Below are 26,081 nucleotides of genomic sequence, written 5' to 3'. Positions count from 1 at the left end.
CCAATATTCGAGAACTCCACGTCTGCGGAGGGGATTCGCCCCCGCTCTCTCCCTGAAGATGGACAACCCAAGGACCCCGTCATGACCCATGCAGCCCCTGACGCCGGCGCCCACGGCGCCACCCACGTCAAGACCCCCAGGAAGGCCGCCCTGGCCGCCTGGATCGGGTCCGCCCTGGAGTATTACGACTTCGCCGTCTACGGCACCGCGGCGGCGCTCGTCCTGAACCACCTGTTCTTCCCGGACGACGCCTCGCCCGGCGTCGCGATCCTGCTGTCCATGGCGACCGTGGGCGTGGCCTACGTGGTGCGCCCCCTGGGCGCGCTCATCATGGGTCCGCTCGGGGACCGCCTGGGCCGGAAGTTCGTGCTCATGCTCACCCTGTTCATGATCGGCGGGGCGACCTTCGCCGTCGGTTGCCTGCCGACCTACGACCAGGCGGGGATGCTCGCCCCCGCGCTGCTCGTGCTCTGCCGCATCATCCAGGGCCTGTCGGCCTCCGGTGAGCAGGCCAGCGCCATCACCGTGTCCCTCGAGCACTCGGAGGAGCACCGCCGCGCGTTCACCACGAGCTGGACCCTGCAGGGCACCCAGTTCGGCACGTTGCTGGCCACCGCCGTGTTCATCCCGTTCACCCTGCTGCTCACCGAGGAGCAGCTGTTCTCGTGGGGCTGGCGCGTGCCGTTCTGGCTCTCCGCCGTGGTGGTCGTGGTCGCCTGGGTCATCCGGCGCAAGCTGGAGGAACCGCCGGCCTTCGAGCAGACGAAGACCGCGCTGCCCGATGAGAAGCCGGCGACCCCGCTGGCCCTGATGGTCAAGTACCACAAGGCGGCCGTCGCCCGGATCGCCTGCGCCGCGATGATCAACACCGTCAACGTGGTCTTCCTGGTCTGGTCGCTGTCCTTCGCCACCTCGGTGGTCGGGCTGGACCGGCCCACCATGCTGTGGGTCGCCGTGCTGGCCAATGCCGTGGCCCTCGTGGTCATCCCCCTGGCGGCCGTGCTGGCGGACCGGATCGGGCGCAAGCCGGTGTTCCTCGCCGGTGTCATCGGGCCGGCCGTGATGATGTACCCGTACCTCTCGGCGATCGAGGCCGGGAACTGGACGCTGATCTTCCTCTTCGGCGCCACCCTCTCGGGGTGCTTCTACTCCCTGGCGAACGGGATCTGGCCCTCGTTCTACGCCGAGATGTTCCCCACCCGCGTGCGGGTCACCGGCCTGGCCATGGGCACGCAGATCGGCTTCGCCGTCTCCGGCGGCCTGACGCCGATCGTCGCCTCGGCGGTGGCCGGCGCCGAGGGCACGAACTGGCTGGCCGTGGCGATCGTCGTGAGCATCGCGTGCCTCATCTCCGGCACGGCGGCCCTGACGGCCAAGGAGACCAAGGACCTGTCCCTGGACGGGATCGACGCCCTGCACACCACCCGCACGGAGGCGGCGGAGCTCGCCCGGCTGGACCGGACCACCACCCCCGCCGGCACCGCCCGGTGAGGTCACCGGCCGGCTGACCGGACCTGCCGCGACGACGACGGCGCCCGCGAGACTCGCGGGCGCCGTCGTCGTGGTGGGTGGGGTCCTACCGCCCGGACACCAGCCGGGCCATGTGCTGCAGGGCCAGCTGGTATCCGTGCACTCCGGCTCCGGCGATGACCGCCACGGCGGCCTTGGAGACGTAGGAGTGGTGCCGGAACTCCTCCCGCTGGTGGATGTTCGTGATGTGGACCTCGATCACCGGCAGCTCGGCCGCCAGCAGCGCGTCCAGGATCGCGATGGACGTGGTGGTGTACCCGGCCGGGTTGAGGATGATGCCGCGGCCGGCCGTGCGGGCCTCCTGGATCCAGTCGACCAGGGTGCCCTCGTGGTTGGACTGCCGGAAGTCGACGGTCAGGCCATGCTCGGCGGCCGTCTGCTCGCACATCGTGCGCACCTCCTCCAGGGACGTGCTGCCGTACTTCTCCGGTTCACGCTGGCCCAGCAGGTTCAGGTTGGGTCCGTTGAGTACGAAGACGGGCTTGTCGGCGGCGTCGGCCATCGGGTCCTCCAGGGGTTCGGGGCAGGCGGGCGGGGGTCGGGCACCGCGCCGGAGAGGGTCCGGCGGGGCCGTCTCCAGTCTCCCCCATGCACGGTCCGGGCCCTCGCTCCATGGCGCCGCCGGTCGCCCATGGACATCTCATCCGTGTTTGGCACACTGGGGCCATGACGGAGAACACGGGAACCCAGACCACGTACACCAAGCCGCTGGCGATGACCGGGACCGGGCTCCTCGCCCTGGCCCTCCTGACCGGTTGCTCCACCGCCGAGCCGGAGGCCGACGGCACCCCGGCGGACGGCGGCGCCACCACGACGGCCACGGCCACCACTGCCCCGATCGAGAGCTCGCCCGCCGAGTCCTCCCCCGGCACGGGGACACCGGCCGAGGACGACTCCTCGAGCCCCGCCGGGGCCACCGGCACCACCGGCACGGGTGGCACGGGCGAGGAGGACCCGGCGTACGCCGCGATCGATGCGGCCCTGGGCCAGCACCCGGATGCCTTCGTCGTGAAGGTCGACCGGGAGGACAACGGCTCGTCCTACGAGATCGAGGCCCACCTGCAGGGTGAGATCCTCGACCTCACCGTGTCCTCGGACGGCGCGGTCCGCGAGGACGGCAGGGACACCGACGACGACCACCTCCGCCGCGCGCGGGATGCCAGCGTCACCGCGGAGGACGCCGCCCGGGCCGCACTGGAGGGCCGTGCGGGCCAGACCATCGACGAGATGGAACTGGATGACGAGGGCGGCACCCTCGTGTGGAAGGTGGAGCTGGACCGCGAGAACGGCGACGACGGCGAGAAGCTGCACGTGGACGCCATGACCGGCGAGGTCACCCCGGACCGCTGAGCGGGCAACCTCAGTCCCGTGCGCGCAGGGACCGCCGCTTCATCTCCAGGTCGAGCAACTGCCGGTTCAGGGCCGCGAACTCGGCCGGGTCCCCGGCGGGGCCCATGCGCTGCAGCCGGCCCAGGAGCTCGGCCTTCTGGTGGGTGATCTGCAGCTCGAACAACCGGTTCATGATGTCCCGGCAATAGCGGATCAGGTCCTCGTCCGTGCGGGCCGGCAACGGCGTGACCGCCAGCTCCCCCACCAGCGGTGCCAGCTCCACCGGCACCTCCTGACGGACCTGTTCCACCCACTGCGAAGGGGTGGCCCCGGCCATCCCGGCGGCCCGGATCCCGGAGTGCACCACCGCGTAGGCCGGCACCTTGAAGTCGGCCGAGTAGAACGCCTGCCACTGCTCGGCGGAGAGCAGCGTCGGCTGTTGCAGCACCACCTCGAGGGCCTCCTTCTCCATCCGCGCGGCGGGGTCGCGGGCGTCCGGACGCTGGAACCCGGGGGGCCGCCCGGACGCGGCCGGGTCGCCGTCGGGCCGGTGGTCCTCCCCCGCCGATGACCGCCGCTCCCCCCGCCGGGCGTCCGCCGATGAGGCGGCGCCGCGCTGGGCGCGCTGCACGGCCTGGTGGACGGTCGACTGGTCGAGGCCCAGCCACCCGGCCAGTTCCCGCTCGTACCCGGGGCGGACGACGGAGTCCCGGATCCCCGCCACGATGGGGGCGGCATGGCGCAGCGCGCCGGAACGACCCTCCACGGTGTCCAGGTCGAAGTTCTTCATCCCCGCCTTGATGGCGAACTCGAACAGCGGCCGGCGCGAGTCGATGAGGGCGACCACGGCCTCCGGCCCCTTCTCCTGGCGCAGGTCGCAGGGGTCGAGCCCCGAGGGCTCCACGGCCACGTACGTCCTGGCCAGGAACTTGCTGTCCTCCTCGAAGGCGCGCAGGGCGGCCTTCTGGCCGGCCGCGTCACCGTCGAAGGTGAAGATGATCTCCCCGCCGGTGCCGTCGTCCGAGATCAGCCGGCGGGCGATCTTGACGTGGTCGGAGCCGAACGCGGTGCCACAGGTGGCCACGGCGGTGTCCACGCCGGACAGGTGCGCCGACATCACGTCCGTGTACCCCTCCACCACGACCAGCTGGCGCTTCTTCGCGATGTTCCGCTTGGCCGCGTCGATGCCGTAGAGGACCTGGGACTTCTTGTAGAGCTGCGTCTCCGGGGTGTTGAGGTACTTCGGCCCGGGATCGTCCTCGAAGAGCTTGCGTGCGCCGAAGCCGATCGTGGCCCCGGTCATGTCCCGGATGGGCCAGACGAGCCGGCCGCGGAAGCGGTCGTAGATCCCGCGCTGGCCCTCGGAGAACAGTCCGGTGAGCTTCAGTTCGTCGTCCCGGAAGCCCTTGCGGCGCAGGTGGTTCAGGAGGTTGTCCCAGCCCTGCGGCGCGTAGCCCACGTTGAACTGCGCCGCGTGCTCGAAGGTGAAGCCGCGGCCGGCCAGGAACTGCTGCCCGGTGGCCGCGCCCTCGGTGCGCAACTGGGACTGGAAGTACTCGTCGGCGACCTTGTTGGCCTCCAGCAGCCGCTGGCGCCGGCCGACCTGCTCACGGTCCGGGCCCGTCCCGCCGTCCTCGTAGTGCAGCTCGATCCCGGCCTTGGCCGCCAGCCGCTCCACCGTCTCGGCGAAGGTGGTGTGCTCCATCTTCATCAGGAAGCTGATGACGTCCCCGGACTCCCCGCAGCCGAAGCAGTGGTAGGTCCCCACCGAGGGGCGGACATGGAAGGAGGGACTGCGCTCGTCGTGGAACGGGCAGAGGCCCTTGTAGGAGCCCACCCCGGCGCCCCGGAGCGTGACGAAGGCGTCCACGATCTCCTTGAGGTCCGTGCGCTCGCGGACACGATCGATGTCCTCGCGCTTGATCAGACCTGCCATGCCCTCCAGTCTAGGCGTGGACAGGGTGCGCCCGGCCCGGTCGTCCACCGGACCGCCGGGCGGGGGTCACCGTGGGTGTCCGCCGTCCGGGACGGCCCAGACCGGGCCCACCACGCGGACCCGGACCCTGTCACCGGCCGCGGCCGCTGCCGCGAGGGAACGCGAGCGGATCACGGTTCCGTCCGGCAGGGTCAGGGCGGTGAGCGTGTCGTGTCCGTAGAACTCCACGTCCCGCACGGTGACCACGGGGCCCTCGACCGCCCCGGTCCCCACCGGATCGATGCGGACCTGCTCGGGCCGCAGGACCAGGTGCGTGGCCCCCGGCCCACCCGAGCGGACCTCCACCGGGCCAACCGCGGTGCGGGCCCGTCCGCCCGGGTCCGTCCCCGTGAACGGCAGCAGGTCGGCGTCGCCCACGAAGGACGCCACCCAGGAGTCCGCGGGCTGGGCGTAGACCCTCGACGGGACCGCGTCCTGGCGCACCCGGCCCTCGCGCAGCACGACGACGCGGTCGGCCATGGACAGGGCCTCGTCCTGGTCGTGGGTGACCAGGATGGCGGTGGCCCCGTCCTCGTGGAGCGCGGCCCGGATGTCACGGCGCAGCTCCACCCTCAACGAGGCGTCGAGGGCGCCGAAGGGCTCGTCGAGCAGGACCAGCCGGGGCCGCGGCGCCAGGGCCCGCGCCAGGGCGACCCGCTGCTGCTGGCCGCCGGAGAGTTCGTGGGGCATGCGGTCGCCCAGCCCGGCCAGGTCCACCAGCGCGAGGCACTCCTCGATGCGCGCGTCCCCTCGTCGCTGCGTCCTCGGCAGGCCGAAGCCGACGTTCCCGGCCACGGACAGGTGCGGGAAGAGGGCCCCGTCCTGCGGCACGACGGCGACGTGGCGCCGGTGCGCGGACACGTGTGTCCCGGGGAGGGCCACGGCCCGGTTGCCCAGGGCGATACGCCCCCCGTCGATGCGCTCGAAGCCGGCGATGCAGCGCAGCAGGGTGGTCTTGCCGCAGCCCGACGGACCCAGTACCGCCAGGAAGCCGCCCTGCTCGAGCTGCAGGCCCACGTCCTGCAGGACGGGGTGGGACCGGTAGGACTTCGCGACCCCCGCCAGGTCCACCGCGAGCCGGGGGGGCGGCGCCGGGTCCCGGGGTCCGGACCCTGTCAGGGGGGCGGGGTTGACGGTGGATCTCATGACTGAACGTCCTCTGCGGGTCGTCGGAGCGTGGTGGTGCCCGTGACGGCCCCGAGGTTGCCGACCTCGCCGGCCACGGAGTCGACCATCAGGGGTGCCGCGGGCGCCGGTGCGAGGAGCGTGCCGTCCTCGGGCGGGGTGGCGCCGGACGGAGCCGGCCGGACGATCCCCGAGCGCTGGACGATCACCCAGGTCGGGACCGCTGCGAGCAGGACCAGCAACAGCGCGTAGGGTGCCGCCTCCGCGTACCGCCCGACGCCCGTGGCGCTCCACAGCCGGGTGGCAAGGGTCTCCATGCCGGTGGGGCGGAGCAGGAGGGTGGCCGGCAGTTCCTTCATCGCGGCCAGGAAGACCAGTGCGGCGCCGGCGCCGATGCCCGGCAGCGTGAGCGGCACGGTCACCCGCCGGAACACCTCCGCGGGAGTGGCTCCCAGGGACTGGCCGACCTCCTCCAGGGACGGCGGGGCCTGGGCGGCGGCGCCCACCACGGCCGCCACGCCCAGGGGCAGGAACAGGGTGGCGTAGGCCAGGGCCACCAGCCAGGAGGTCTGGTAGAGGGGCAGGACCACGGTGACGCCGAAGAACACCAGGGCCAGGGCCACCACGATGCCGGGCAGCCCGTGCGCGAGGTAGACCGCCCGCTCGACGAACCGGGTCAGCCGCCCGTGGTGCCGGGCCACGAGGATCCCGATCGGCAGGGCCAGCACCATGGTCACGACGGCGCCGAGCAGGGACAGCGTGAGGGAGCCGGCCGCGGCCTCGCCGATGCGCCCCCACGCGTCGGCCAGGGAGGTTCCGGCCACGGTCCACCGCACCAGGGAGACCGCCGGGACTCCCAGGGCCACCAGGACCACGGCCCACAGTCCGGTGGCGGCGGGCCAGCGCCAGGCGCCCAGGTCGGCCACCACGGGGGGACGGCCCGGCCGGGTGGAGGCGTAGCGGGTGCCCGCCCGGCGCGTGGCCCCCTCACCCCACAGGATGAGTCCGGTCAGCAGGACCAGCAGGGTAGCCAGGGACAGCGCCTGGTCCCGGTTGAACCCCACGGTGTGCGCCGTGTAGATGGCCCGGGTGTACGTGTCGAGCCGGAGGATGGACACGGCCCCGAAGTCCGAGAGGACGTACAGCGAGGCGAGCAGGCCCCCTCCCACGATCGCCGGCCGCACCTGGGCCAGCGTGACGGTCATCAGCGTGTTGAACGGCCCCCGGCCGAGTGAGCGCGCCGCTTCCTCCTGCCCCGCGTCCGCCCGGCTGAGCGCCGAGGCCACGGGCAGGAAGACATACGGGTAGGTGTAGAGGGTCAGGACGACGCACGCCGCCGTGAAGCCCTCGAAGCGCCCGCCGGGCGCCCCGTTCCAGAGGTCGGCCACGGACACCCAGGTGAAGGCGGCCACGTAGGAGGGCACGGCCAGCGGCAGGGCCAGCAGGACCGCGAGCAACCGCCGGTGCGGAACGGCGGTCCTGGTGACCAGCCAGGCGCCGGCCACCCCGATCACCAGGCTCGCGGCCGTGACGACGGCGGCCAGGGCCACCGAGGTGGCCGCCAGCCGGCCGGACCGCCACGTGAACACGGTGTCCAGCCAGGCCGGCAGCCCCTGCTGGCCGGTCCGCAGCAGCAGGTAGCCCAGGGGGATCAGCGCGACCGCCGTGGCCACGAGGGCCACGACGGTCAGCGCGGGGTGACGGCGGGCGGAGGTCAGAGCAGCCCCGCCTGCGTGATCATCTCGATCGTCTGCTCCAGGTCGTCGAGGTCGTTGAGGTCGACCTTGGGTGCCTCGAGCTCCTCGAGGGAGGGCACGCCCTGGGGCGCCTCCGCGCCCTCGATCATCGCGTACTCGTTGGTCTCCTCGACGAAGTAGGCCTGGCCCTCCTCGGACAGCAGGTAGTCGATGAGGGCCTGGGCATCGCCGTCGGGCTGGTCCCCCACCAGCCCCGCACCGGAGACGTTGACGAGGGCGCCGGTGTCCTGGGCCCCGAAGAAGTGCATGCGGACCGACAGGTCCTCCGGGTCCACGCCCTTCTCCTGGGCGAGTTCGTGCACGTAGTAGTGGTTGACCAGGCCTGCGTCGATGGCGCCCGAGTCCACGTCCGCCACGATGTGGCCGTTCTTCTCCCGGATCTGGGGGTCGTTCGCGGCCAGGTCCTCCAGCCATGCCCGGGCCGCCTCGTCCCCCTCCATGACCCTCATCGCGGTGATGAACGACTGGAACGAGGCGTTGGTCGGCGCGACCCCGACCCGGCCCCTCCACTCCTCCGAGACGAGCTCGTCCACCGACTGCGGCAGCTCGTCCTCGGAGACCTGCTCCGGGTTGTACACCAGGACCCGTGACCGGCCCGTGAGGCCCACCCAGTCCCCGTCCGCGGAGCGGTAGGACTCCGGCACGGCGTCGACGGTCTCCTGGGGCAGGGCCTCGAGCAGTCCGGCCCGCGAGACGGCGCCCAGGGCACCGGCGTCCTGCGCCAGGAACGCCTCGGCCGGGGACCGGTCGCCCTCCTCGAGCAACTGGGCGGCCATGCCGGCGGTGTCGCCGTACCGCACGTCGACCTCGATGCCGGTCTCCTCCGTGAACCGGTCCAGGATCGGCTGGACGAGTTCCTCGTTGCGGCCGGAGTAGAGCGTCAGCTGGCCGTCCCCCTCGGCCGGGGACCCCGTGGTCCCCTCCGCCGTGGCCGCGGCGGTGTCCGGGGCCGGCGCGGTGGCCGTGTCCGTGGAGGGCTGTCCGCCCGAGCATGCCGTCAGGCCGAGGACCACGGCGAGCGGGAGGGTGAGGGCGACGGGGGTACGGCGGTGGTTCATCGGCTGACTTCCTGTCCGGACTTCTGGAGGGGAGATCCCGGCGCGCCCTTCCGAGTCCGCCGAGGCTCCGGGGGTGAGGTAAGTCTCACCTAACCCGAGCAGCACCCAGAATACACAACGCCGTCCTTGCGCAATAGGACGGCCCCGGTGGTGAGCCCGTCGGACGAGACCACCCCGGGGCCGGCCCAGCGGGGACAGGGAGAGGACTACACCCCGGCCGGGGTGCGCTCGGCGGGTCCGGCGACCGCGCCGGCGTCGCCACCGGTGCGTCCGGAGCCGTCCCGCTGCGCGCGGCGCATCGTCCTCAGGCCGGTCACCGCCAGGCCGCCCAGGGCGCCCGCGACGGCGAAGCCGAAGAAGCCCCAGGGGTAGGCGATCCCCGCGGTGACGAGGGTGCCCCCCATGATCGGCCCGGAGATGGCGCCCAGGCGGCCCACCCCGGCGGCCATGCCCAGGGCCGTGCCGCGGACCTTCGGCGGGTAGTTGGTGGCGGCGAAGGCGTAGACCAGGTTCTGCGCCGAGAACACGAAGCAGCCGGTGATGAAGATCATCACGTAGATGCCCAGCAGCGGCAGCTTGATCGCCAGGGCGGCCAGCAGCACGGCCGAGGCCAGGAACCAGATGATGCCCGCGTTGCGCGGGGTGATGGCGTCCCCCACCCGTCCGGCGACGAGCAGGCCGATGACCGCGCCGGCGTTGAGCACCACGAGGAAGCCCAGGGAGTTGCCGAGGTCGTAGTCGGCGGCTCGCATGATCTGGGGCAGCCAGGTGTTCAGGCCGTAGACGAGCAGCAGCCCCATGAAGGAGGCGATCCACATGAACACGGTGTTGCGGCGGTACGCGGCGGAGAGCAGCAACGAGGCGCCCTGCTTCTCGGTGCCGGCACGCTCCGGGGAGGCATCGACGAAGGCGCGCTCGGGGTCCTCGTCGATCTCGACGCCGTAGTGCGCGGCCACGGTGTGGGCGTCCTGGATCCGTCCCCTGGAGAGCAGGTAGTCCGGGGACTCCGGCAGGAAGCGCCACATCAGCGGCACGAGGACGAGGGCGGGCAGGCCCCCGATGAAGAACATCTCCCGCCAGCCGGAGACGGTGTTGGCGGCGGCCCAGATCGCCAGCAGGGCGGTCACGACGGCGCCCACGTGGTAGCCGGTCATCATCAGCGTGGTGGCGTTGGAGCCCTTCTTGTGCCCGGCGAACTCCGTGACCATGGAGATGCCGGTGGGCAGGCAGCCACCCAGGCCGAGGCCGGCCAGGAAGCGCAGCAGCCCGATGGTGAAGGCGTCCTGGGCGAAACCGGTGACGAAGGTCAGCACGGAGAAGGCGATCACGGCGCCCATGAGCAGATTGCGGCGGCCGAACCTGTCCGTGAGCCAGCCCATCCCGAGGGCGCCCACCATCATGCCGACGAGCCCGGCGGTGGCGATGACGGTGCCGTCGGCGTTGTCGATGCCCATGGTGGGGTCGGAGGTGAGCATCGGCATGATGGCGCCGAGGACGACGGCGTCGAAGCCATCGAGGAAGACGGCGAACCAGCACAGCGGGGCCACCCAGTTGCGGCCGCGCAACACGAGTGAACCGGACCCGCCGGCGGGGCGGGTGGTGGTGGACGTGGACATGGAACCTCCGGGACGGGGCGATCGTTTGACGGGGATGGGGCGCGGGGCGCTGACGACGAGTCCTGCGTCATGGGTGGCCATGACGGCGCTCACACGATGGGCGACCAGTTTACCTTACGTATACGAAAGTCTGTCACCGGGCTCACAGCACGGGGAGACCCCGCCCACCCGGTTCGGGGGAGGGTCCTGCTTAGATGGGCCCTGTGACGTGTCCCGAGCAGAACCCCGAGATCCCCGGCCTCTCCGAGGCGATCGCCCTGGCCCGCGACGCGCGGCGGGTCGTCGTGCTGTCCGGCGCCGGCATGAGCGCCGAGTCGGGCGTGCCCACCTTCCGGGACGCGCAGACCGGGCTGTGGGAGCGGTACAGCCCGGAGCAGCTGGCCACCGAGGAGGCCTGGTACGCCGATCCGGACCTGGTCTGGTCCTGGTACCAGTGGCGGGCCCGGCTGGTGCGGTCCTGCTCCCCGAACGCCGGGCACCGGGCGATCGCCGCCTGGCAGCAGGCCCGGAGCGCCCCAGAGGCCGGATCCCTGGTCATCTCCACCCAGAACGTGGACGACCTGCACGAGCGCGCCGGAGCCGACGTGCTGGCCCACCTGCACGGCTCCCTGTTCGACTACCGCTGCGCGGACTGCGGCACCGGGGCCGACCACGATCCGGGCTCGGCGGGTGACGATGGGGCCGGCCCTGCGGACCCCGCCGCCCCGGCCGCCGGCAGCGAGGCCGACCTGGAGCAGCTGTTGCGGCGGACCCCGCCGCCGTGCCCCGCGTGCGGGACCGGACGGTTGCGGCCGGGCATCGTCTGGTTCGGCGAGATGCTCCCGGAACGGGCCCTCCAGGACACCTACGCCGCCCTGGACTCCTGTGACCTCGCCGTCGTGGTCGGCACCTCGGCCGTCGTGCAGCCGGCCGCCTCGCTGCCGTACGTCGCGCTGGGCGCCGGAGCCGCCGTCGTGGAGGTCAATCCCGAGGTGACCGAGTTCTCCACCGCCGCCACCGTGCACGTGCCCGGCACTGCCGGCACGGTCCTGCCGGCCCTGGCCCGGGCCGCCCTGGGATGAGAGGGCCGTGCCCGCGGGGGGCGGACTTGGACGGGCACGGCCGGGAGGGGATCAGACCCAGGTCCGGGAGAACTGCTCCCCGCGGACCAGGGTGGCGTGCCACTCCAGGGCCGTGGAGTCGGTCAGCGAGGCCACCTGGTCGATGACCACGCGGCGGCGGGCGGCGTCGTCCGCGGCCTCCCGCCAGTCCTGGGCGAACATCGGGTCCAGGTAGCGGTCCCCGGTGGACCAGAGCAGGTCCACCAGCTCGGTGAGCAGTTCCCGCTGACGGGCGTAGAGCGGCTGGCGGGCCTCGGAACTCATCACGTAGGCGGCGGCGATGCCCTTCATGGTGGCGATCTCGATGGCCGTCTCGGCGGGGACCACCACGTCGGCCCCGTGCCGGGTGAGCGGGTCGTTGCCGAACACCTCGCGGGTGGCGTCGAACGCGGCGTTGGAGAACCGGCCGATGAGCTGGCTGGTCATGTCCTTCAGCGCGGCCCGCGAGCGCCGGGTGCCGTCCGCCTCGGCCACCCACACGGAGGTGCCCTCCAGCCGCTGGAGCGCGGCCTCGACCTCGGCCGGGTCGGTCTCCGGGAGGTACCACTGCAGGGTGCGCTCGACCACGAGTTCCCGGTGGGAGGCGTCCTGGAGCCAGTGCAGCTGGAACTGGCCGTTGACGATCCCGTCCTCGACGTCGTGCACCGAGTACGAGATGTCGTCGGCCAGGTCCATGACCTGGGCCTCCATGGACTTCCGGAGGCCGGTGACGCCCCGGCGGAACCAGGCGAAGACCGGCAGGTCGTCCGCGTAGACGCCGAACTTGCGGCTGCGCCTGCCGTCCGGGTCCAGCGGGGCGTCCTCGCTCACCCACGGGTACTTGCAGGAGGCGTCGAGCGAGGCGCGGGTCAGGTTCAGCCCGGCCGAGGTGCCGTCGTCGAAGAACTTCTTGGTCTCCAGCCGGGCCAGCAGCCGCAGGGTCTGGGCGTTGCCCTCGAAGCCGCCGATGTCCTGGCTCAGCGCGTTGAGGGCCCGCTCCCCGTTGTGCCCGAAGGGCGGGTGGCCGAGGTCGTGGGACAGGCAGGCGGCGTCCACCACGTCCGGGTCACAGCCCAGGGACCGTCCCAGTTCCCGGCCCACCTGGGCCACCTCGAGGGAGTGGGTCAGCCGGGTGCGGGCGAAGTCGTCCTCGTCCGGGGCGACCACCTGGGTCTTGGCCCCCAGCCGGCGCAGCGCGGAGGAGTGCAGGATGCGGGCCCGGTCCCGTTCGAAGTCCGAGCGGTACGAGCTCTTCGGCGGTTCCGGCAGCCAGCGCTCGCGGTCCCAGGCCGAGTAACCGGGCAGGGCGGCCGGCCTGCCCGCGTAGGGCGGGCGGCCCTCGGGGCCGAAGAGCACGGCCTGGTGCGCGCGCGGCCGTCCGCGCGGCGGCACGGGCGCGGAGGACGACGCCGGCTCAGCCACCCGAGACGTCCAGCTCGGCGGCGGCGATCATCGTCTTCTGCTCGGCGTTGAGCTCCCGGGAGTCCAGCCACCCCTCGGGCAGGTGGGGGCGCTTGGGCGAGCCCGCGCGCCCGCGCGGCCCCTCGGCGTCGGGACCCGGGTACGGGGCGGTGGGGTCCAGCTCGTCCAGCAGGGCCCGCAGGGTGACCAGGTCCGGCACCTGGGCGAGCTTCGCACGCAGCTCCCCGCCCACCTGATAGCCCTTGAAGTACCAGGCCACGTGCTTGCGGATGTCCCGCAGGGCCTTGTCCTCGTCCCCGCCGAAGGTGTCCACGAGCAGCTCGGCGTGCCGGTAGAAGGTGTCGGCGACGGTGGCCAGTCCGGGGCGGAAGCGCTCGTCCGAGCCCTCGAACGCGTTCTGCAGGTCCCCGAAGAGCCAGGGCCGGCCCTGGCAGCCGCGCCCGATGACGACGCCGTCCACGCCGGTCCGCCGCACCATGGCGATGGCGTCCTCGGCGCTCCAGATGTCCCCGTTGCCCAGCACCGGGATGTCCGGCAGGGCCTCGCGCAACCGGGCGATGGAGTCCCAGTCCGCGGTGCCGGAGTAGTGCTGTTCCATGGTGCGCCCGTGCAGGGCCACGGCGGCCACGCCTAGGTCCCGGGCGGTGCGGCCGGCGTCGAGGTAGGTCAGGTGGTCCTCGTCGATGCCGCGGCGCATCTTCACCGTGACCGGGATGTCCTTCTTGGAGGCCTCGCGCACGGCGGCGCCGACGATCGAGGCGAACAGCTCGGACTTCCACGGCAGGGCCGAGCCGCCACCGCGCTTGGTGACCTTGGGCACCGGGCAGCCGAAGTTCAGGTCCACGTGGTCGGCCCGGTCCTCCTCGACGAGCATCCGCACGGCCTGGCCGGTGGTGACCGGGTCCACGGAGTAGACCTGCACCGAGCGGGGCGTCTCGTCCGGGTCGTGGTGGATGATCCGCAGGGACTCGGGCCGGCGCTCCACGAGGGCGCGGGCGGTCACCATCTCGGAGACGTAGAGGCCGCCGCCGTACTCGCGGCAGAGCCGGCGGAAGGCGGTGTTGGTGATCCCGGCCATGGGGGCCAGCACCACGGGCACGTCGATGGTCAGCGGGCCCAGCTGCAGGGCGGGCAGGTTGAGTCGTCCTGGAGTCGGGGCCGCGTGCTGGGAAACGGGGGAAGCGTCAGTCACGGCAGTCATTGCACCCATTATCCCAGAGATGGCCGGGCGCCGCCGCGCCGTCCACGGGGGGTGGAAGATCCCCGGTGGATGGGGTGTTATGCCAACCATGAGTGAACGGAAGAAGATCGGGTTCCTGAACTTCGGGCACTGGAGCTCCGCGCCCGGGTCCCGCACCCCGGATCCCGGTGCGACGCTGACCCAGACCATCGAGATGGCGGTGGCCGCGGAGGAGGCCGGCATGGACGGCGCCTGGGTCAGGTCACATCACTTCCAGCACATGATCTCCTCCCCGTTCCCCCTGCTGGCCGCGATGGGCGCGGTCACCCGGACCATCGCGCTGGGCACCGGCGTGATCGACCTGCGGTACGAGAACCCCCTCTACATGGCGGAGGAGGCTGCGACGACGGACCTCATCTCCGGCGGCCGGCTGCAGCTGGGCATTTCCCGCGGCTCGCCCGAGGCGGCGCGGGACGGCCAGCACCAGTTCGGCTACGAGGTGGAGGACGGACAGAGCTGGTCGGACCTGGCGCAGGAACGGGGCCGGCGGTTCCGGCAGGCCATCTCCGGCGGGATGATCGCCGAGGCCGACCCGAACTCCGGCTGGGCGCCCCCGGGGCAGGACATGCTGCCCATCCAGCCGCAGTCCCGTGGGCTGGTCAACCGGATCTGGTGGGGTTCGGGCACCATCGCCTCCGGCGTGCGGGCCGCGAGGCAGGGGTACAACCTGCTCTCCTCCACCCTGCTCCTCCAGGACGACGGGCGGCCCTTCCACGTCCAGCAGGCCGACCAGATCGCCCAGTACCGGGCCGCCTACGCCGAGTCCGGCCACACCACGGGCGGGATGACCGCCGTGACCCGGTCGGTGTTCCCCATCGTCTCGGCCGAGGACGACCGGTACTTCGGCGGCCGGAAGGAGGCCAGGGACTCCTTCGGCCACCTCGAGGGCGGCCGGGCACGCAGCGGGCCGACGTACTCGGGCACCCCGGACGAGGTCGCCGACCTGTTGCGCGGGGACGAGGCCGTCCAGGCCGCGGACTGGGTCCTGCTGGCCAACCCGAACCAGCTCGGCGTGGAGTACAACACGCACCTGTTCGCGCAGTGGGCCGGACTGGCCAGGGTGCTCGGCTGGCAGTGACCGGCACACCGGTCCCTCCCGCGGCACCCGGTGTCTGCCCGGACGCGTTGGTAACCTTGGAGGGCTGGGCTGGGTCGCCCCGCACCCCCCACCGCCGGCAGACGGGAGCCTGACCCCATGGAGTTCTGGGTCATCATGCTCATCGTGTTCGTCGTGGTGGCCGGCGTCGGCGGATGGGCCGGCGTCGCGGCCGTCCGGCGCAGCCAGCTCACCGGCCGGCAGGAGCGCTGGCGGGAACTGGAACGGCGCTTCCACCGCGTGACGATGGACGCCGAACGCTACGACCGCAGCCCCGGTGACGCCCTCGCGGCCCCGGGGTGGCTGGACCGGTCCAGCCCCGTGGTCCGGGGCTTCTCGGGAACCCTCAAGCGCGCCGCCCGGGACAAGTACGCCCTGGAACGGTCCGTGGCCCCCGCCCCCGGCGCCCGGGGCCGGGACCCCGGCACCGGGGACACGGCCTCCCGGCTCGCTCCCACGGACCAGGACCTGGAGTCCCTCGAGCTGCTGGTGGAGCGGGTCGAGGACGCCTACCGGGACGCCGACCGCGCCGTCCGCACCACCGGCTGGAGCACGCCGGGCACCCTGCAGGTCCCCCACCCCCAGTTCCTGCTCGACCCCCGCTGGGGACGGCCGGCCGTGCTGCCCCGGATGGGTGCCGTCACCGCCCGGGACGCCGAACGCGCCGTCAAGGACTTCCTGGACGCGACCTACCCCCTGCGCCGGGAGAAGGCCCTCAAGGCACTGCGGGAACGCGCAGACGGCCCCGGCGCCGCGTACCGCGCCCAGAAGGCCCTCGACCGGCTCATGGCCACCCACCGGTACACGGTGGACCGGCACGGATTCCTCTGGCCCGGTTCCACGGAGGTCGAGCACTGGGGTGTCTACCGCACCTTCGGACGCCCGGCGGACCTGCCCCTGGACGACGCCCCGCCCGTGGAGATCGCCAACGCCCTGTGGTCCCTGCTCCCGGACGGCAGGTGCCTGTCCGAGGAGGAATTGTTCGAGGAGGCCCGCACCCTGCTGGGTGCCACCGGCGGTTTCGGGGCCGGGATCACCGAGAGTCTCAACGCGGGCATCGTCCGCGGCGTGCAGAGCCTGCCGGAGAACGTCCGGAAGGTCATCCAGGACGTCGTCCCGAACGGCACCTTCATCCCCTCCCCCAGGCCCCGGATGGACCAGCGCCTGCACGAGGGACTGCTCGAGGGCCTCGTCACCGGGCGCCTGCAGCGCGTCGCCGACGGGCGGATCTGCCGCCTGCGCGCGGCCTGGCCGAGCACCTACCGGCGCTGACCGCGACTGACCGGCACCGGGCGGGGACCATGCATTCCCCGGCCGCGGCCCCCCTCACTAGCGTGGCGCCATGCGACCGCTGCGGTTCTCCATCAATGTCACCCTCGATGGCTGCTGCGACCACCGGGTCGTCCTCACGGACGAGGAACTGCACGCCCACCACGCCGGGATCCTGGGGCGTGCCGACGCGCTCATCCTCGGCCGCGTCACGTACCTGATGATGGAGCAGGCGTGGCGTCCGCCGGCCTCAGCGGCGATGCCGGACTGGATGCAGCCCTTCGGGCGCACGATCGACGCGGCGAGGAAGTACGTGGTCTCGAGCACCCTGGAGACGGTCGACTGGAACGCCGAGCTCGTGCGCGGGGACCTGGGCCAGGCCGTGCGGCGGCTGAAGGACGAACCGGGCGAGGGGCTCTACGTGGGCGGTGTGATGCTCCCACTGGCACTGGCGGAACTCGGGCTCATCGACGAGTACGAGTTCGTGGTGCACCCCGTCCTGGCCGGCCACGGCCCGAGGCCGTTCGCCGGGCTCACCGAGCACCTGGAACTGCGCCTGCTCGACCGGAAGGAGTTCACCTCCGGCGCGGTGGCGCTCCGGTACCGGCCGAGGCACTAGCGCTCCCGGACTCACGTCCGGGCCGGCCGATGCCGTCCACCCCGGCCGACCACCGGTCCGCCGGCGGCTCAACCAGCCGTCCCGCCGGCCGCTCCGTCGGCCGCTCAGTCGTCGTCGAGGTCCCCGGCCAGGGCCCTGGCCGCCAGGTGCTCCTCCGTGGCCGTCTCCCAGACCTCCCTGGCCGCCGACACGTTGAGCACGATGATCAGCAGGCCCAGGATGACATCCGGCCAGCCGGAGAGCGTCCAGGCCGTCACGAGGCCCATGACGATGATCGCCAGGTTCACGACCACGTCGTTCCGGGCGGCCAGGAAGGCTCCCCGGGTCAGCGAACCGCCGCCGTGCCGGAACCTCGCCAGCACGAGCGAGCACACCAGGTTGACGGCCAGCGCGCCGCCGGCCGTGACCACCAGGGCGACCGGGTCCGGCGGCTCGGGGTCCCCGGCCTTGAGGAACGCCGTCCACGCGGCGGCCAGGGCCGGCAGCAGGATGATCAGCGCCAGGGCCTTGCCCGCCACGGCCTGACTGCGGGCGGACCAGCCCAGCGCGACGACGATCAGGATGTTCACGGCGAAGTCCTCGAAGAAGTCCACCGAGTCGGCGACCAGGGACACCGAGCCGATGGCCAGGGCCACGGACATCTCCACCACCATGTACGCCAGGTTCAGCAGCGCGACGACCAGCACGGAGGCCTTCAGCTCGCGCGGGGTCCACCGCGTCCGGGCCGGCTCCCGCCGGTCACCGTCCGGCGTCACGCCGCTGCCCCCGCGCGGGATCGGTGGAGACCGCCTCCGGCTGCGTCTGCACGTCCGCCTCCGACTGTGCCTGCACGCCCGGCTGCGCGTGCGGGTGCGCCTGCACCGACCTGGCCACGCCCACCGCGATCGCGGTGGTCACCGGGATGGCCAGGACCAGGCCGATGGAGCCGACCAGGATGCGCACCACCTCCTCCACCAGTTCGGCCGAGAGCAGGGTGTCGGCCAGGGACCGGTCGTACAGGGAGACCACGATCAGCAGCGGCAGGGCCGCACCGGCGTAGGCGAAGGCGATGGTGTAGACGGTGGAGGCGATGTGGTCCCGCCCGATGCGCATCCCGGCCGCGAACAGCTCCCGCGCGGAGGCACGGGGGTTGGCCGACTGCAGTTCCCAGACGGCCGAGGACTGGGTGATGGTGACGTCGTTGAGCACCCCGAGTCCGGCCACCAGCAGTCCGCACAGCACGATCCCGCTGAGCCGCACCTCGGGGGCCACGGCGGCCAGCACGTAGGAGTACTCGTCGCCCATCCCGGTCAGTGCGGCCGCGTCCGTGCCCCAGGCCGCCAGGACCGCGGTCAGCCCCAGACCGATCAGGGTGCCCAGCAGGGCCGTGGTGGTGCGCAGGGAGAACCCGTGGGCGAAGTACAGGACCACCACCATGATCAGCGAGCATCCCACCAGGCCGACCCACAGCGGCGGCCCGCCCTCCAGCAGGGCGGGGACCATGAACCAGAACAGCACCGTGAAGGCCAGGCCCAGGCCCAGGATGGCTCGCACCCCGCGCCAGCGCGCCACCAGCACCACGACCAGGGCGTAGAGCGCTGCCAGCGCCACCACGGGCACCGTCCTCTCGAAGTCCACGAAGACGTAGTCGACCGCCCCGGAGGCCCCGGCCCCATCCGCCGGCCCGCCGGCGGTGCCGCCGGGCAGCGCGGACAGGTCCAGCGCCTTGATCCGGTCGCCCACGGCCACGTCCCTGCTGGCGCCGACCTCCGGCGGGACCGGCACCCGGGCGGCGTCGGTGCCGCCGCCGTCGGGGTCCACGATGGCGTCCACGCACCGCACCTGCGCCGCCGCGCCCGCACCGACCACGGCACCGCCGGGGGTCTCCAGGGCCCCGGCCTGCGGCCCGCAGTCCCTCGGCTCGACGGCGGTCACCGTCCCGGAGAACAGGGTCACCCCCGAGGCGGTGCCGTAGGGATCGGCCAGGGACAGCTCCCGGTGGGACCCCGAGGGCCACAGGGCGATCATGGCGGCCACCAGCAGCAGCGTCACGGGCACGAGGATCGCCGCCAGGGCGGTGACGACGCGGCCGCGCGACCCGCCGGGACCGGTCAGCGCGGCGTCGGCCCCGGGTCCGGCGTCCAGGCCGTGGCTATGACCGCCGGGGAGACTGTCCTGCACCGGTCGGTCAGCCCCGCAACCGGACCATGACGTTGCGCATCTCCACCACCACGGTCCCGTCCGGCTCGGTCACCCGCACGTCCACGATCCGCGAGGACCCGCTGCCGGTGCCGATCTCGGCGGTGGCGGTGAGCACCTCCCCCTCACGCCCGGGCGCCAGCAGCGACGAGCTGGAGTGGGAGGTCACCCAGCGCGGGGACTCCTCCCCCGTGTTCAGCGCGTAGGCCGCCGCGGTGTCCGCCAGCAGCATGGTGATCCCGCCGTGGCAGATCCCGTGGGAGTTGCACTGCCGGGACCGCACCGTCATGGCCATGGCGCAGCCGGCGTCGTCTCCGGCGACGAACGTGATGCCCTGGTCCGTCACGGGGGTGTCCACCGCGAGGATGGCGGCGGCCCGCTCGGCGCGCAGGGCGGAATCCGCCGCGGTGTCCATCGGATCGGTCACAGCGGGGCCGCCTCTCGCTCGCCCTCGGTCTCGTCGGGATCCGCGGCCGAGTCCGCCCCGGACCCGGCCAGCGGGTCCGGCAGGTCGGCCGGGTCGGGACCCGGTTCGGCCCCCGGTCCGGCGGCACCCTCCGCCGCGGCGTCCCGGGCGGGCTCTCGCTCCTCGGACCGGTCGGTCGCCCAGATCCGGGTGTCCAGCAGTACCCGCGCGTGCCCGGTGGACAGCAACTGGTCGAGCATGGGGGTCAGCGCCGTCATCGCGTCGTCGGCCTCCACCTGGACCGGGTACTGGGCGGTGAGCATGGCCAGCAGGGCGCCCGCGGCGAACTGCGCGTCCGCGGGGGCCAGCTCGGGGTCCCAGCCGATCAGCACGTCCGTGGGGTCCTCGGTGCGCTCCGGGGTGTAGGAGATCGCGAACGCCGTGATCGTGCCGCCCTCGGCCTTGGGCCGGTTGCGCAGCACCACGGCCCCGGAGGCACCCGTCTGCGGGCCGAGCAGCAGCTGCTGGGCCCGCCCCACGGTCATCTCGGCCGGGTCCCAGTCGTGCACCGCCTGGTAGAACACAGACACCGCCTGGGTCAGCTCCACCGATCCGGTGGCCGCCTCCTCCAGCGTCATCCCGCCCTCGGAGAGTTCCGGCGGTGCCAGCACCCCGGAGTCGACGACGATGCGCCGCGAGCGCTGGACCTCACGGAACCCGTGGCCGGCCAGGAACCGCTGGGTCGCCTCCGCGCCGTCCGGCACGTTCCCCTCGTGCCCGACGGCGAACCGCGTCTTGAGCTCGACGGTCCCGATGGTCTCCACGGCCACGTCGGCCTCCGCGCGCAGTGCGTTCAGCAGCATCGTGCCGATGCCTCGGTTGCGCACGGGCGCGGCCGTCTCGGCGTAGAACCACAACCGCCTCGGGTGCACCCGGGAGGTGGAGACCACCCCGGCGGCCACCGGGACACCGTCGTCCTCGGCGACCAGGCAGCGCACCCAGCCGTCGGCGGCGCCCGCGGCCGGGCCGCCGTCATGGGAGGGCCGCAACAGGGTACGGTCCTGGTGCTGCTGCGGGTCCGAGGGGTCACCCCAGGTCTGCAGCAACCGCAGGTCGTCCCCCTCGGCCCACGGCCGGAGGGTGACGTTCCCGGACCGGTCCGCCGCCGCCCCGGTCACTGGGCCAGCCGCTCGAACAGCCAGCCGCGCACCTGGTCCAGGCCCACGCGCTCCTGGGCCATGGTGTCCCGCTCCCGGATGGTCACGGCCTGGTCCTCGAGCGAGTCGAAGTCCACGGTGATGCAGTACGGGGTGCCGATCTCGTCCTGGCGGCGGTAGCGGCGGCCGATGGCGCCGGCGTCGTCGTAGTCGATGTTCCAGACCCCGCGCAGCTCGTCGGCGAGCCTCTTCGCGGTCGGCACCAGCTCCTCCTTGCGGGACAGCGGGAGCACGGCGGCCTTGACCGGGGCGATCCGCGGGTCCAGGCCCAGCACGGTGCGGATGTCCGTGCCGCCCTTGGCGTTGGGCGCCTCCTCCTCGCGGTAGGCGTCCACCAGGAACGCCATCATGGAGCGGGTCAGCCCGAAGCTCGGCTCGATCACGTACGGGGTGTACCGCTCGCCCGTGCCCTGGTCGAAGTACTGCATCTTGGTGCCCGAGGCCGCCGTGTGGGAGTTCAGGTCGAAGTCGGTGCGGTTGGCGATGCCCATCAGCTCGCCCCACTCCGAGCCCTGGAAGCCGAACCGGTACTCGAGGTCGATGGTGGCGTCGGAGTAGTGGGCGCGCTCGCCGTCCGGGACGTCGAAGCGGCGCATGTTGTCCGGGTTGATCCCCAAGTCGATGAACCAGTTCCAGCAGGCCTCCACCCAGGTGTCGAAGTGGCCCTTGGCCTCGTCCGGGTGGACGAAGTACTCGATCTCCATCTGCTCGAACTCGCGGGTGCGGAAGATGAAGTTGCCGGGGGTGATCTCGTTGCGGAAGGCCTTGCCGATCTGGCCGATGCCGAACGGCGGCTTCTTGCGGGCGGCGCCCACCACGTTGAGGAAGTTCACGAAGATGCCCTGGGCGGTCTCGGGGCGCAGGTAGTGCAGGCCCTCCTCGTTGTCCACCGGTCCCAGGAAGGTCTTCATGAGCCCGGAGAAGGTCTGCGGCTCGGTCCACTGCCCGCGGGTCCCGCAGTCCGGGCACACGATCTCGTCCATGCCGTCCGTGCCGCCCTCGGGCCGGCGGCCCTTCTTCGCCTCGAACGCCTCGATGAGGTGGTCCTGGCGGTGGCGCTTGTGGCAGGAGAGGCACTCGACCAGCGGGTCGGTGAACGTGTCCACGTGGCCCGAGGCCTGCCAGACGGCGCGGGGCAGGATGATGGACGAGTCCAGCCCGACCATGTCCTCCCGGCCGCGCACGAAGGTGTTCCACCACTGGGTCTTGATGTTGTCCTTCAGCTCCACGCCCAGCGGCCCGTAGTCCCACGCCGAGCGGGAGCCGCCGTAGATCTCTCCGGCCTGGAAGACGAATCCGCGTCGCTTCGCGAGGGAGATGACCTGGTCGAGGGTGGACTTGGGGGCCATGGGGGCATCACATCCGTGTCTGCGCATCGGCCGCTGGCGGCGGCCCGCGCTGGTGCTGGTGGGTCGGGCGGGGCAGCCGGTGCGAGACCGGCGACTACGTCAGACAGTCTAGGTGCCCGGCCGCCCCGGCACTGAACCGCCACCACCGCGGTTCGCTCGCCGTGGCCGGGCACGATCGGGACGGGCGCCGCGCCCGGCGCCCCTCGGGGCGCTCCCGCACCGAGGCGGATATTTCCTCACCCATTCCCGGCGTGATCGGCGACAATGGAGTCATGTCCGATCACACCGCCCGCCACGCACCCCAGTCCCCGGCGTCCCATCCGACGCGGCTCGAGATCCGTGACGAGGTGATCCGGCTCGGGCAGGCGCTCAAGCTCGCCAACCTGGTGGAGGACGGGGCCGACGCGCGGGTGGTCATCGAGGCCGGGCTGGTGCAGGTCAACGGGGACCCCGAGACCCGTCGCGGCCGTCAGCTGCACCACGGGGACATCATCGAGTTCTCCGGCGAGGCCGTGAAGGTGGTCCCGGCCGGCCACTGAGGGGCTACCGGACCACGTAGTCCAGGTACTCCCCCACGTGCCGCAGCTCCTGCGGGCCGATGCCGTGGCCGATCCCGGCGTAGAGCACCTTGGTCAGCTCCACGTGCTCGTTCATCCAGGCGTGGGTGTACTCGACCTTGTCCTGGGTGATGACCGGATCGGCCTGGTCCCGGCCCCAGAACACCTTCGGCCTCACGGCCCTGACGGCCTCGTCGTCGAAGAACCCGGCCAGCGGCCCGATGCCCGCGCGCGCCGCCGCCCCGTCCTGGTCCGGGTTCACGGCGAAGCCGGAGAGCCCGACCACGCAGGCGTAGGCCTCCGGGTCCAGCCGCAGCAGCGAGGTGGCCATGGCCATCCCCATGGAGAACCCCAGCAGGGAGACGCTGGAGAAGTCCTCGCGCTGGGTGTCCACCCAGGCCTGCAGGTCCTCGACGGCGGCGCGCACCGCCAGCGGCGAGGAGGACATCGAGGTGCTCAGCGGGAACCAGGTGAACCCGCCGTGGTCCATGGCCAGCGGGGCCCGGACCGAGGCGATGGTGAACCTGCCCGGCAGTTCGGGGACGATCCCGAACAGGTCGTTCTCGTCCGCACCGTAGCCGTGCAGCACCACCAGCAGTGGGGTGCCCGCGCGCTCGGCCTCGGGACGGGACCAGCGGACGAACGGCTCGGGGGTGGCGGCAGCGGCGGCATCAGTCATACCCACAGGGTAGAGGCCCCCGGTGAGAGCCGATCAATCCGGCCGGTCAGAGTCCCAGGACCCGCTTCATCTCACCGGCCACCTGGTCCATGTCCGTCAGGAACCCGTCGTGGCCGATCGGCGAGTCGATCATGAACACCGGCACCTCACCGGGCAGCTGGCGGGCCAGTTCCTGGGACTGGCCCGGGAAGTAGAGCCGGTCCGAGTCGACCGCGGCGATGAACGCCGCGGCGGGGATCCCGGCCAGCACCTCCTCCTCGCTCCCGCGGCCCCGCGCCACGTCATGGCTCATCAGCGCCTCGGTGAGCACCAGGTAGCTGTTGGCGTCGAAGCGTCCGGCGAGCTTGGCCGCCTGGTGGTCCAGGTAGGACTCCACCTGGTACCGGCCGCTCCGGCGCAGCGGGTGGCCGAAGGGGTCCTCGTCCTGCTGCGGACTCCGCCCGAACCGGGACCCCATGTCCGGCTCGGAGCGGTACGTGATATGCGCGATCCGCCGGGCGATGCCCAGGCCGGCGTCGGGCCGGGAGCGGCCGTAGTAGTCGCCGCCCTGGAAGTCCGGGTCCAGCGTGATCGCCTGGACCTGGGCCTGGGCGAACGCGATCTGCTCGGCCGTGGAGTGGGCGCCGCAGGCGATGACGGCCATGCCGCGCACCCGCCCCGGGTAGGTCGCGGCCCATTCCAGGGCGCGGGCCCCGCCCATCGAGCCGCCGATCACGGCCTGCCACGCCTCGATGCCCAGGGCGTCCGCGAGGCGGGCCTCGGCATGGACGGAGTCCCGGATGGTGGTGAACGGGAACCGCGAACCCCACGGGGTGCCGTCCGCGTCCAGCGAGGACGGACCGGTCGTCCCGTAGCAGCCGCCCAGCATGTTGGGGGCCACCACGAACCACTGATCGGTGTCCACCGGCGCGCCCGGTCCGATGATGCCCTCCCACCAGCCGGCCTCCGGTTCCCCGGTGGAGGCGGCCACGTGGGTGGAACCGGTCAGGGCGTGCAGCACCAGCACGGCGTTGGACCTGTCCGCGTTCAGCGTGCCCCAGGTCTCGTAGGCGATCTCCACGGCGGGCAGGTGACCGCCGGCCTCGAAGTCGAAGGCGCCGATCCGCCGGGAGTGCAGGCCGCCGTCGGGAAGGGCGGTGCGGGTCTGGTGGGGGCTGGTCATGGTCATGGGGGTCCCTCCGTGCCTCACGCGCTGACGTTGGCGGCGGCGAACCCCTCCTCGAGGTCCGCCAGGATGTCATCGATGCTCTCCACGCCCACCGAGAGCCGGACCAGGCCGGGGGTGACACCGGCGGCGCGCTGCTCGGCCTCCGTCAACTGGGAGTGCGTGGTGGAGGCCGGGTGGATGACGAGCGAACGGATGTCGCCGATGTTGGCCACCTGGTGGTGCAGGCGCAGGGCGTCCACGAACCGCGCGCCGGCCTCGCGGCCACCGGCGATCTCGAAGGACACGAAGCCGCCGGCGCCCTGGGGCAGGTACTGCTGCGCGCGCTCGTACCAGGGGCTGGATGCCAGGCCCGGGTAGATCACGGCCTCGGCCTGGGCGTGGCCGTCCAGGTAGTCGGCGACCCTCTGCGCGTTGGCCACGTGACGCTCCATCCGCAGGGACAGGGTCTCCAGGCCGAGGTTGAGCAGGAAGGCGTTGAACGGGCTGATCGAGCTGCCGAGGTCGCGCAGCAACTGCACGCGGGCCTTCAGGATGTAGGCGAGGTTGGCACCGAGGATGCCCCCGACGCCCAGGTCCCGGGCGAACACCAGTCCGTTGTAGCTCTCGTCCGGGGTGTTGAAGCCCGGGAAGCGCTCCGGCTGGGAGGCGTAGTCAAAGGTCCCGGCGTCCACGATGACCCCGCCCATGGCCACGGCGTGGCCGCCGAGGTACTTGGTGGCCGAGTGCACGACCACGTCCGCGCCGTGCTCGATCGGCCGCAGCAGGTAGGGGGTGGCCAGGGTGTTGTCCACGATGAACGGCACGCCGGCGGCGTGGGCGACGTCGGCGATGCCCCGCAGGTCCGGCACGTCCCCGCGCGGGTTGCCGAGGGACTCGGCGAACAGCAGCTTCGTGGTGTCCCGGACGGCGCCCGTCCACTCCTCCAGGTCGTCCGGGTCCTGGACGAAGGTGGTGGTGATGCCGATCTTGGCCAGGGTGTGCTTGAACAGGTTCTGGGTGCCGCCGTAGAGGGAGGCCGAGACCACCACGTGGTCCCCCGCACCGGCGAGGTTGAGCACGGAGAAGGTGGTGGCCGCCTGCCCGGAGGCCAGCAGCAGGGCGCCCACCCCGCCCTCGAGGGCGGCGATCTTGCCCTCCACGGCCTCCTGGGTCGGGTTGCCGATGCGGGTGTAGATGGGCCCGAGGTCCTTCAGGGCGAACCGGTCGGCGGCGACCTCGTGGGAGGGGAAGTCGAAGGAGTTGGACTGGATGATCGGCAGCGCGGTGGCGCCGAAGGGGTTGACCTCCGGGATGCCGGCGTGCACCTGCCGGGTCTCGAAGCCCCAGTTCGCGGCGGAGTCCGTGGCGCCGGCCGGGTCGGTGTCCGGGGTGGCCTGGTTCGGGGTGTCAGTCATCGACATGGCTCCTGTATC

Annotated in this window: 23 protein-coding genes; 7 read left to right on the top strand and 16 right to left on the bottom strand. The window is 72.5% G+C overall.

The window, feature by feature from the left end; genetic code table 11:
- The first annotated feature begins 81 nt into the window (after positions 1-81).
- Positions 82-1,491 carry an MFS transporter gene (locus tag GGQ69_RS02405; protein WP_183524131.1) on the top strand — a complete coding sequence of 470 codons (1,410 nt, stop codon included), beginning with the start codon at positions 82-84 and terminating at the stop codon, positions 1,489-1,491.
- 85 nt (positions 1,492-1,576) lie between these two features.
- Here the strand turns inward: GGQ69_RS02405 and aroQ are convergent, their stop codons facing one another.
- Entirely contained in the window at positions 1,577-2,032 is a 456-nt protein-coding gene (gene aroQ / locus GGQ69_RS02400) for a type II 3-dehydroquinate dehydratase (protein ID WP_183524128.1), read from the bottom strand.
- Positions 2,033-2,196: 164 nt separating this feature from the next.
- On the opposite strand from aroQ, the gene GGQ69_RS02395 reads away from it, so the two are divergent.
- Positions 2,197-2,880, top strand: coding sequence for a PepSY domain-containing protein (locus tag GGQ69_RS02395; protein ID WP_183524125.1), 684 nt, complete (start codon positions 2,197-2,199; stop codon positions 2,878-2,880).
- Positions 2,881-2,890: 10 nt separating this feature from the next.
- Here the strand turns inward: GGQ69_RS02395 and dnaG are convergent, their stop codons facing one another.
- From dnaG to GGQ69_RS02370, 5 genes are all read right to left on the bottom strand, one after another.
- A complete protein-coding gene (dnaG, locus tag GGQ69_RS02390; protein ID WP_183524122.1) occupies positions 2,891-4,795 on the bottom strand; it encodes a DNA primase in 1,905 nt (634 codons plus the stop codon).
- Positions 4,796-4,861: 66 nt separating this feature from the next.
- Positions 4,862-5,980 carry an ABC transporter ATP-binding protein gene (locus GGQ69_RS02385; protein WP_255459396.1) on the bottom strand — a complete coding sequence of 373 codons (1,119 nt, stop codon included), beginning with the start codon at positions 5,978-5,980 and terminating at the stop codon, positions 4,862-4,864.
- On the bottom strand, positions 5,977-7,641 hold the full coding sequence (locus GGQ69_RS02380; protein ID WP_183524119.1) for an iron ABC transporter permease: 1,665 nt from the start codon (positions 7,639-7,641) through the stop codon (positions 5,977-5,979). The genes GGQ69_RS02385 and GGQ69_RS02380 overlap by 4 nt, the downstream gene beginning before the upstream one ends.
- A 32-nt stretch (positions 7,642-7,673) precedes the next feature.
- Positions 7,674-8,774: an iron ABC transporter substrate-binding protein gene (locus tag GGQ69_RS02375; RefSeq protein WP_183524116.1), complete on the bottom strand. Its 1,101-nt coding sequence runs from the start codon at positions 8,772-8,774 to the stop codon at positions 7,674-7,676.
- Between the two features lie 206 nt (positions 8,775-8,980).
- Positions 8,981-10,390 (bottom strand): aromatic acid/H+ symport family MFS transporter, encoded by a 1,410-nt coding sequence (locus GGQ69_RS02370; protein WP_183524113.1) that lies wholly within the window; start codon positions 10,388-10,390, stop codon positions 8,981-8,983.
- 194 nt (positions 10,391-10,584) lie between these two features.
- Here GGQ69_RS02370 and GGQ69_RS02365 point away from each other — a divergent pair, with 194 nt between their 5' ends.
- Entirely contained in the window at positions 10,585-11,451 is an 867-nt protein-coding gene (locus GGQ69_RS02365; protein ID WP_305076038.1) for an NAD-dependent deacylase, read from the top strand.
- Between the two features lie 51 nt (positions 11,452-11,502).
- On the opposite strand, the gene GGQ69_RS02360 is transcribed toward GGQ69_RS02365, so the two are convergent.
- Both GGQ69_RS02360 and dusB read right to left on the bottom strand, forming a co-directional pair.
- Positions 11,503-12,825 carry a deoxyguanosinetriphosphate triphosphohydrolase gene (locus tag GGQ69_RS02360; RefSeq protein WP_370577161.1) on the bottom strand — a complete coding sequence of 441 codons (1,323 nt, stop codon included), beginning with the start codon at positions 12,823-12,825 and terminating at the stop codon, positions 11,503-11,505.
- Between the two features lie 58 nt (positions 12,826-12,883).
- Positions 12,884-14,092, bottom strand: a complete 1,209-nt coding sequence (gene dusB / locus GGQ69_RS02355; protein WP_183524110.1) for a tRNA dihydrouridine synthase DusB — start codon at positions 14,090-14,092, stop codon at positions 12,884-12,886.
- A gap of 88 nt (positions 14,093-14,180) precedes the next feature.
- Here dusB and GGQ69_RS02350 point away from each other — a divergent pair, with 88 nt between their 5' ends.
- The 3 genes from GGQ69_RS02350 to GGQ69_RS02340 all read left to right on the top strand — a co-directional run bounded on the left by GGQ69_RS02350 (position 14,181) and on the right by GGQ69_RS02340 (position 17,115).
- Positions 14,181-15,209 carry an LLM class flavin-dependent oxidoreductase gene (locus tag GGQ69_RS02350; protein ID WP_183524108.1) on the top strand — a complete coding sequence of 343 codons (1,029 nt, stop codon included), beginning with the start codon at positions 14,181-14,183 and terminating at the stop codon, positions 15,207-15,209.
- Positions 15,210-15,326: 117 nt separating this feature from the next.
- Positions 15,327-16,499 carry a hypothetical protein gene (locus GGQ69_RS02345; protein ID WP_183524105.1) on the top strand — a complete coding sequence of 391 codons (1,173 nt, stop codon included), beginning with the start codon at positions 15,327-15,329 and terminating at the stop codon, positions 16,497-16,499.
- 70 nt (positions 16,500-16,569) lie between these two features.
- Positions 16,570-17,115 carry a dihydrofolate reductase family protein gene (locus tag GGQ69_RS02340; protein ID WP_183524102.1) on the top strand — a complete coding sequence of 182 codons (546 nt, stop codon included), beginning with the start codon at positions 16,570-16,572 and terminating at the stop codon, positions 17,113-17,115.
- 104 nt (positions 17,116-17,219) lie between these two features.
- On the opposite strand, the gene GGQ69_RS02335 is transcribed toward GGQ69_RS02340, so the two are convergent.
- The 5 genes from GGQ69_RS02335 to GGQ69_RS02315 are packed head-to-tail and all read right to left on the bottom strand — an operon-like array spanning position 17,220 to position 22,265.
- Positions 17,220-17,870 (bottom strand): cation transporter, encoded by a 651-nt coding sequence (locus GGQ69_RS02335; protein WP_370577085.1) that lies wholly within the window; start codon positions 17,868-17,870, stop codon positions 17,220-17,222.
- Positions 17,854-19,275: a YibE/F family protein gene (locus GGQ69_RS02330; protein WP_370577084.1), complete on the bottom strand. Its 1,422-nt coding sequence runs from the start codon at positions 19,273-19,275 to the stop codon at positions 17,854-17,856. Before GGQ69_RS02330 ends, GGQ69_RS02335 begins: the two co-directional genes overlap by 17 nt.
- A 7-nt stretch (positions 19,276-19,282) precedes the next feature.
- Positions 19,283-19,720 (bottom strand): hotdog fold thioesterase, encoded by a 438-nt coding sequence (locus GGQ69_RS02325; RefSeq protein ID WP_183524099.1) that lies wholly within the window; start codon positions 19,718-19,720, stop codon positions 19,283-19,285.
- A complete protein-coding gene (locus GGQ69_RS02320) occupies positions 19,717-20,877 on the bottom strand; it encodes a GNAT family N-acetyltransferase (protein WP_183524096.1) in 1,161 nt (386 codons plus the stop codon). The genes GGQ69_RS02325 and GGQ69_RS02320 overlap by 4 nt, the downstream gene beginning before the upstream one ends.
- On the bottom strand, positions 20,874-22,265 hold the full coding sequence (locus GGQ69_RS02315; RefSeq protein WP_010142830.1) for a glycine--tRNA ligase: 1,392 nt from the start codon (positions 22,263-22,265) through the stop codon (positions 20,874-20,876). Before GGQ69_RS02315 ends, GGQ69_RS02320 begins: the two co-directional genes overlap by 4 nt.
- A 272-nt stretch (positions 22,266-22,537) precedes the next feature.
- Between GGQ69_RS02315 and GGQ69_RS02310 the strand changes: the two genes are divergently transcribed.
- On the top strand, positions 22,538-22,804 hold the full coding sequence (locus tag GGQ69_RS02310) for an RNA-binding S4 domain-containing protein (RefSeq protein ID WP_183524093.1): 267 nt from the start codon (positions 22,538-22,540) through the stop codon (positions 22,802-22,804).
- A 4-nt stretch (positions 22,805-22,808) separates the two neighbouring features.
- Here GGQ69_RS02310 and GGQ69_RS02305 read toward each other — a convergent pair whose 3' ends face one another.
- From GGQ69_RS02305 to GGQ69_RS02295, 3 genes are read right to left on the bottom strand one after another with little or no spacing between them, the layout of a single operon-like run.
- Positions 22,809-23,501: an alpha/beta hydrolase gene (locus GGQ69_RS02305; protein ID WP_183524090.1), complete on the bottom strand. Its 693-nt coding sequence runs from the start codon at positions 23,499-23,501 to the stop codon at positions 22,809-22,811.
- Between the two features lie 46 nt (positions 23,502-23,547).
- On the bottom strand, positions 23,548-24,669 hold the full coding sequence (locus GGQ69_RS02300; RefSeq protein ID WP_183524087.1) for a homoserine O-acetyltransferase: 1,122 nt from the start codon (positions 24,667-24,669) through the stop codon (positions 23,548-23,550).
- Between the two features lie 17 nt (positions 24,670-24,686).
- A complete protein-coding gene (locus tag GGQ69_RS02295) occupies positions 24,687-26,063 on the bottom strand; it encodes an O-acetylhomoserine aminocarboxypropyltransferase/cysteine synthase family protein (RefSeq protein WP_183524084.1) in 1,377 nt (458 codons plus the stop codon).
- Positions 26,064-26,081: the final 18 nt, after the last annotated feature.

Origin of the sequence: Micrococcus sp. TA1, assembly GCF_014199555.1 — a bacterium.
Classification (GTDB): Bacteria; Actinomycetota; Actinomycetes; order Actinomycetales; family Micrococcaceae; genus Citricoccus.
This window is presented reverse-complemented; position numbering and strand designations above follow the sequence as displayed.

Bases quoted from the DNA above. Each gene is read 5' to 3' on its own strand.
- GGQ69_RS02405 (WP_183524131.1), top strand. From the start codon at position 82: ATGACCCATGCAGCCCCTGACGCCGGCGCCCACGGCGCCACCCACGTC.
- aroQ (WP_183524128.1), bottom strand. From the start codon at position 2,032: ATGGCCGACGCCGCCGACAAGCCCGTCTTCGTACTCAACGGACCCAAC.
- GGQ69_RS02395 (WP_183524125.1), top strand. From the start codon at position 2,197: ATGACGGAGAACACGGGAACCCAGACCACGTACACCAAGCCGCTGGCG.
- dnaG (WP_183524122.1), bottom strand. From the start codon at position 4,795: ATGGCAGGTCTGATCAAGCGCGAGGACATCGATCGTGTCCGCGAGCGC.
- GGQ69_RS02385 (WP_255459396.1), bottom strand. From the start codon at position 5,980: ATGAGATCCACCGTCAACCCCGCCCCCCTGACAGGGTCCGGACCCCGG.
- GGQ69_RS02375 (WP_183524116.1), bottom strand. From the start codon at position 8,774: ATGAACCACCGCCGTACCCCCGTCGCCCTCACCCTCCCGCTCGCCGTG.
- GGQ69_RS02370 (WP_183524113.1), bottom strand. From the start codon at position 10,390: ATGTCCACGTCCACCACCACCCGCCCCGCCGGCGGGTCCGGTTCACTC.
- GGQ69_RS02365 (WP_305076038.1), top strand. From the start codon at position 10,585: ATGGGCCCTGTGACGTGTCCCGAGCAGAACCCCGAGATCCCCGGCCTC.
- dusB (WP_183524110.1), bottom strand. From the start codon at position 14,092: ATGACTGCCGTGACTGACGCTTCCCCCGTTTCCCAGCACGCGGCCCCG.
- GGQ69_RS02350 (WP_183524108.1), top strand. From the start codon at position 14,181: ATGAGTGAACGGAAGAAGATCGGGTTCCTGAACTTCGGGCACTGGAGC.
- GGQ69_RS02345 (WP_183524105.1), top strand. From the start codon at position 15,327: ATGGAGTTCTGGGTCATCATGCTCATCGTGTTCGTCGTGGTGGCCGGC.
- GGQ69_RS02340 (WP_183524102.1), top strand. From the start codon at position 16,570: ATGCGACCGCTGCGGTTCTCCATCAATGTCACCCTCGATGGCTGCTGC.
- GGQ69_RS02315 (WP_010142830.1), bottom strand. From the start codon at position 22,265: ATGGCCCCCAAGTCCACCCTCGACCAGGTCATCTCCCTCGCGAAGCGA.
- GGQ69_RS02310 (WP_183524093.1), top strand. From the start codon at position 22,538: ATGTCCGATCACACCGCCCGCCACGCACCCCAGTCCCCGGCGTCCCAT.
- GGQ69_RS02305 (WP_183524090.1), bottom strand. From the start codon at position 23,501: ATGACTGATGCCGCCGCTGCCGCCACCCCCGAGCCGTTCGTCCGCTGG.
- GGQ69_RS02300 (WP_183524087.1), bottom strand. From the start codon at position 24,669: ATGACCATGACCAGCCCCCACCAGACCCGCACCGCCCTTCCCGACGGC.
- GGQ69_RS02295 (WP_183524084.1), bottom strand. From the start codon at position 26,063: ATGACTGACACCCCGAACCAGGCCACCCCGGACACCGACCCGGCCGGC.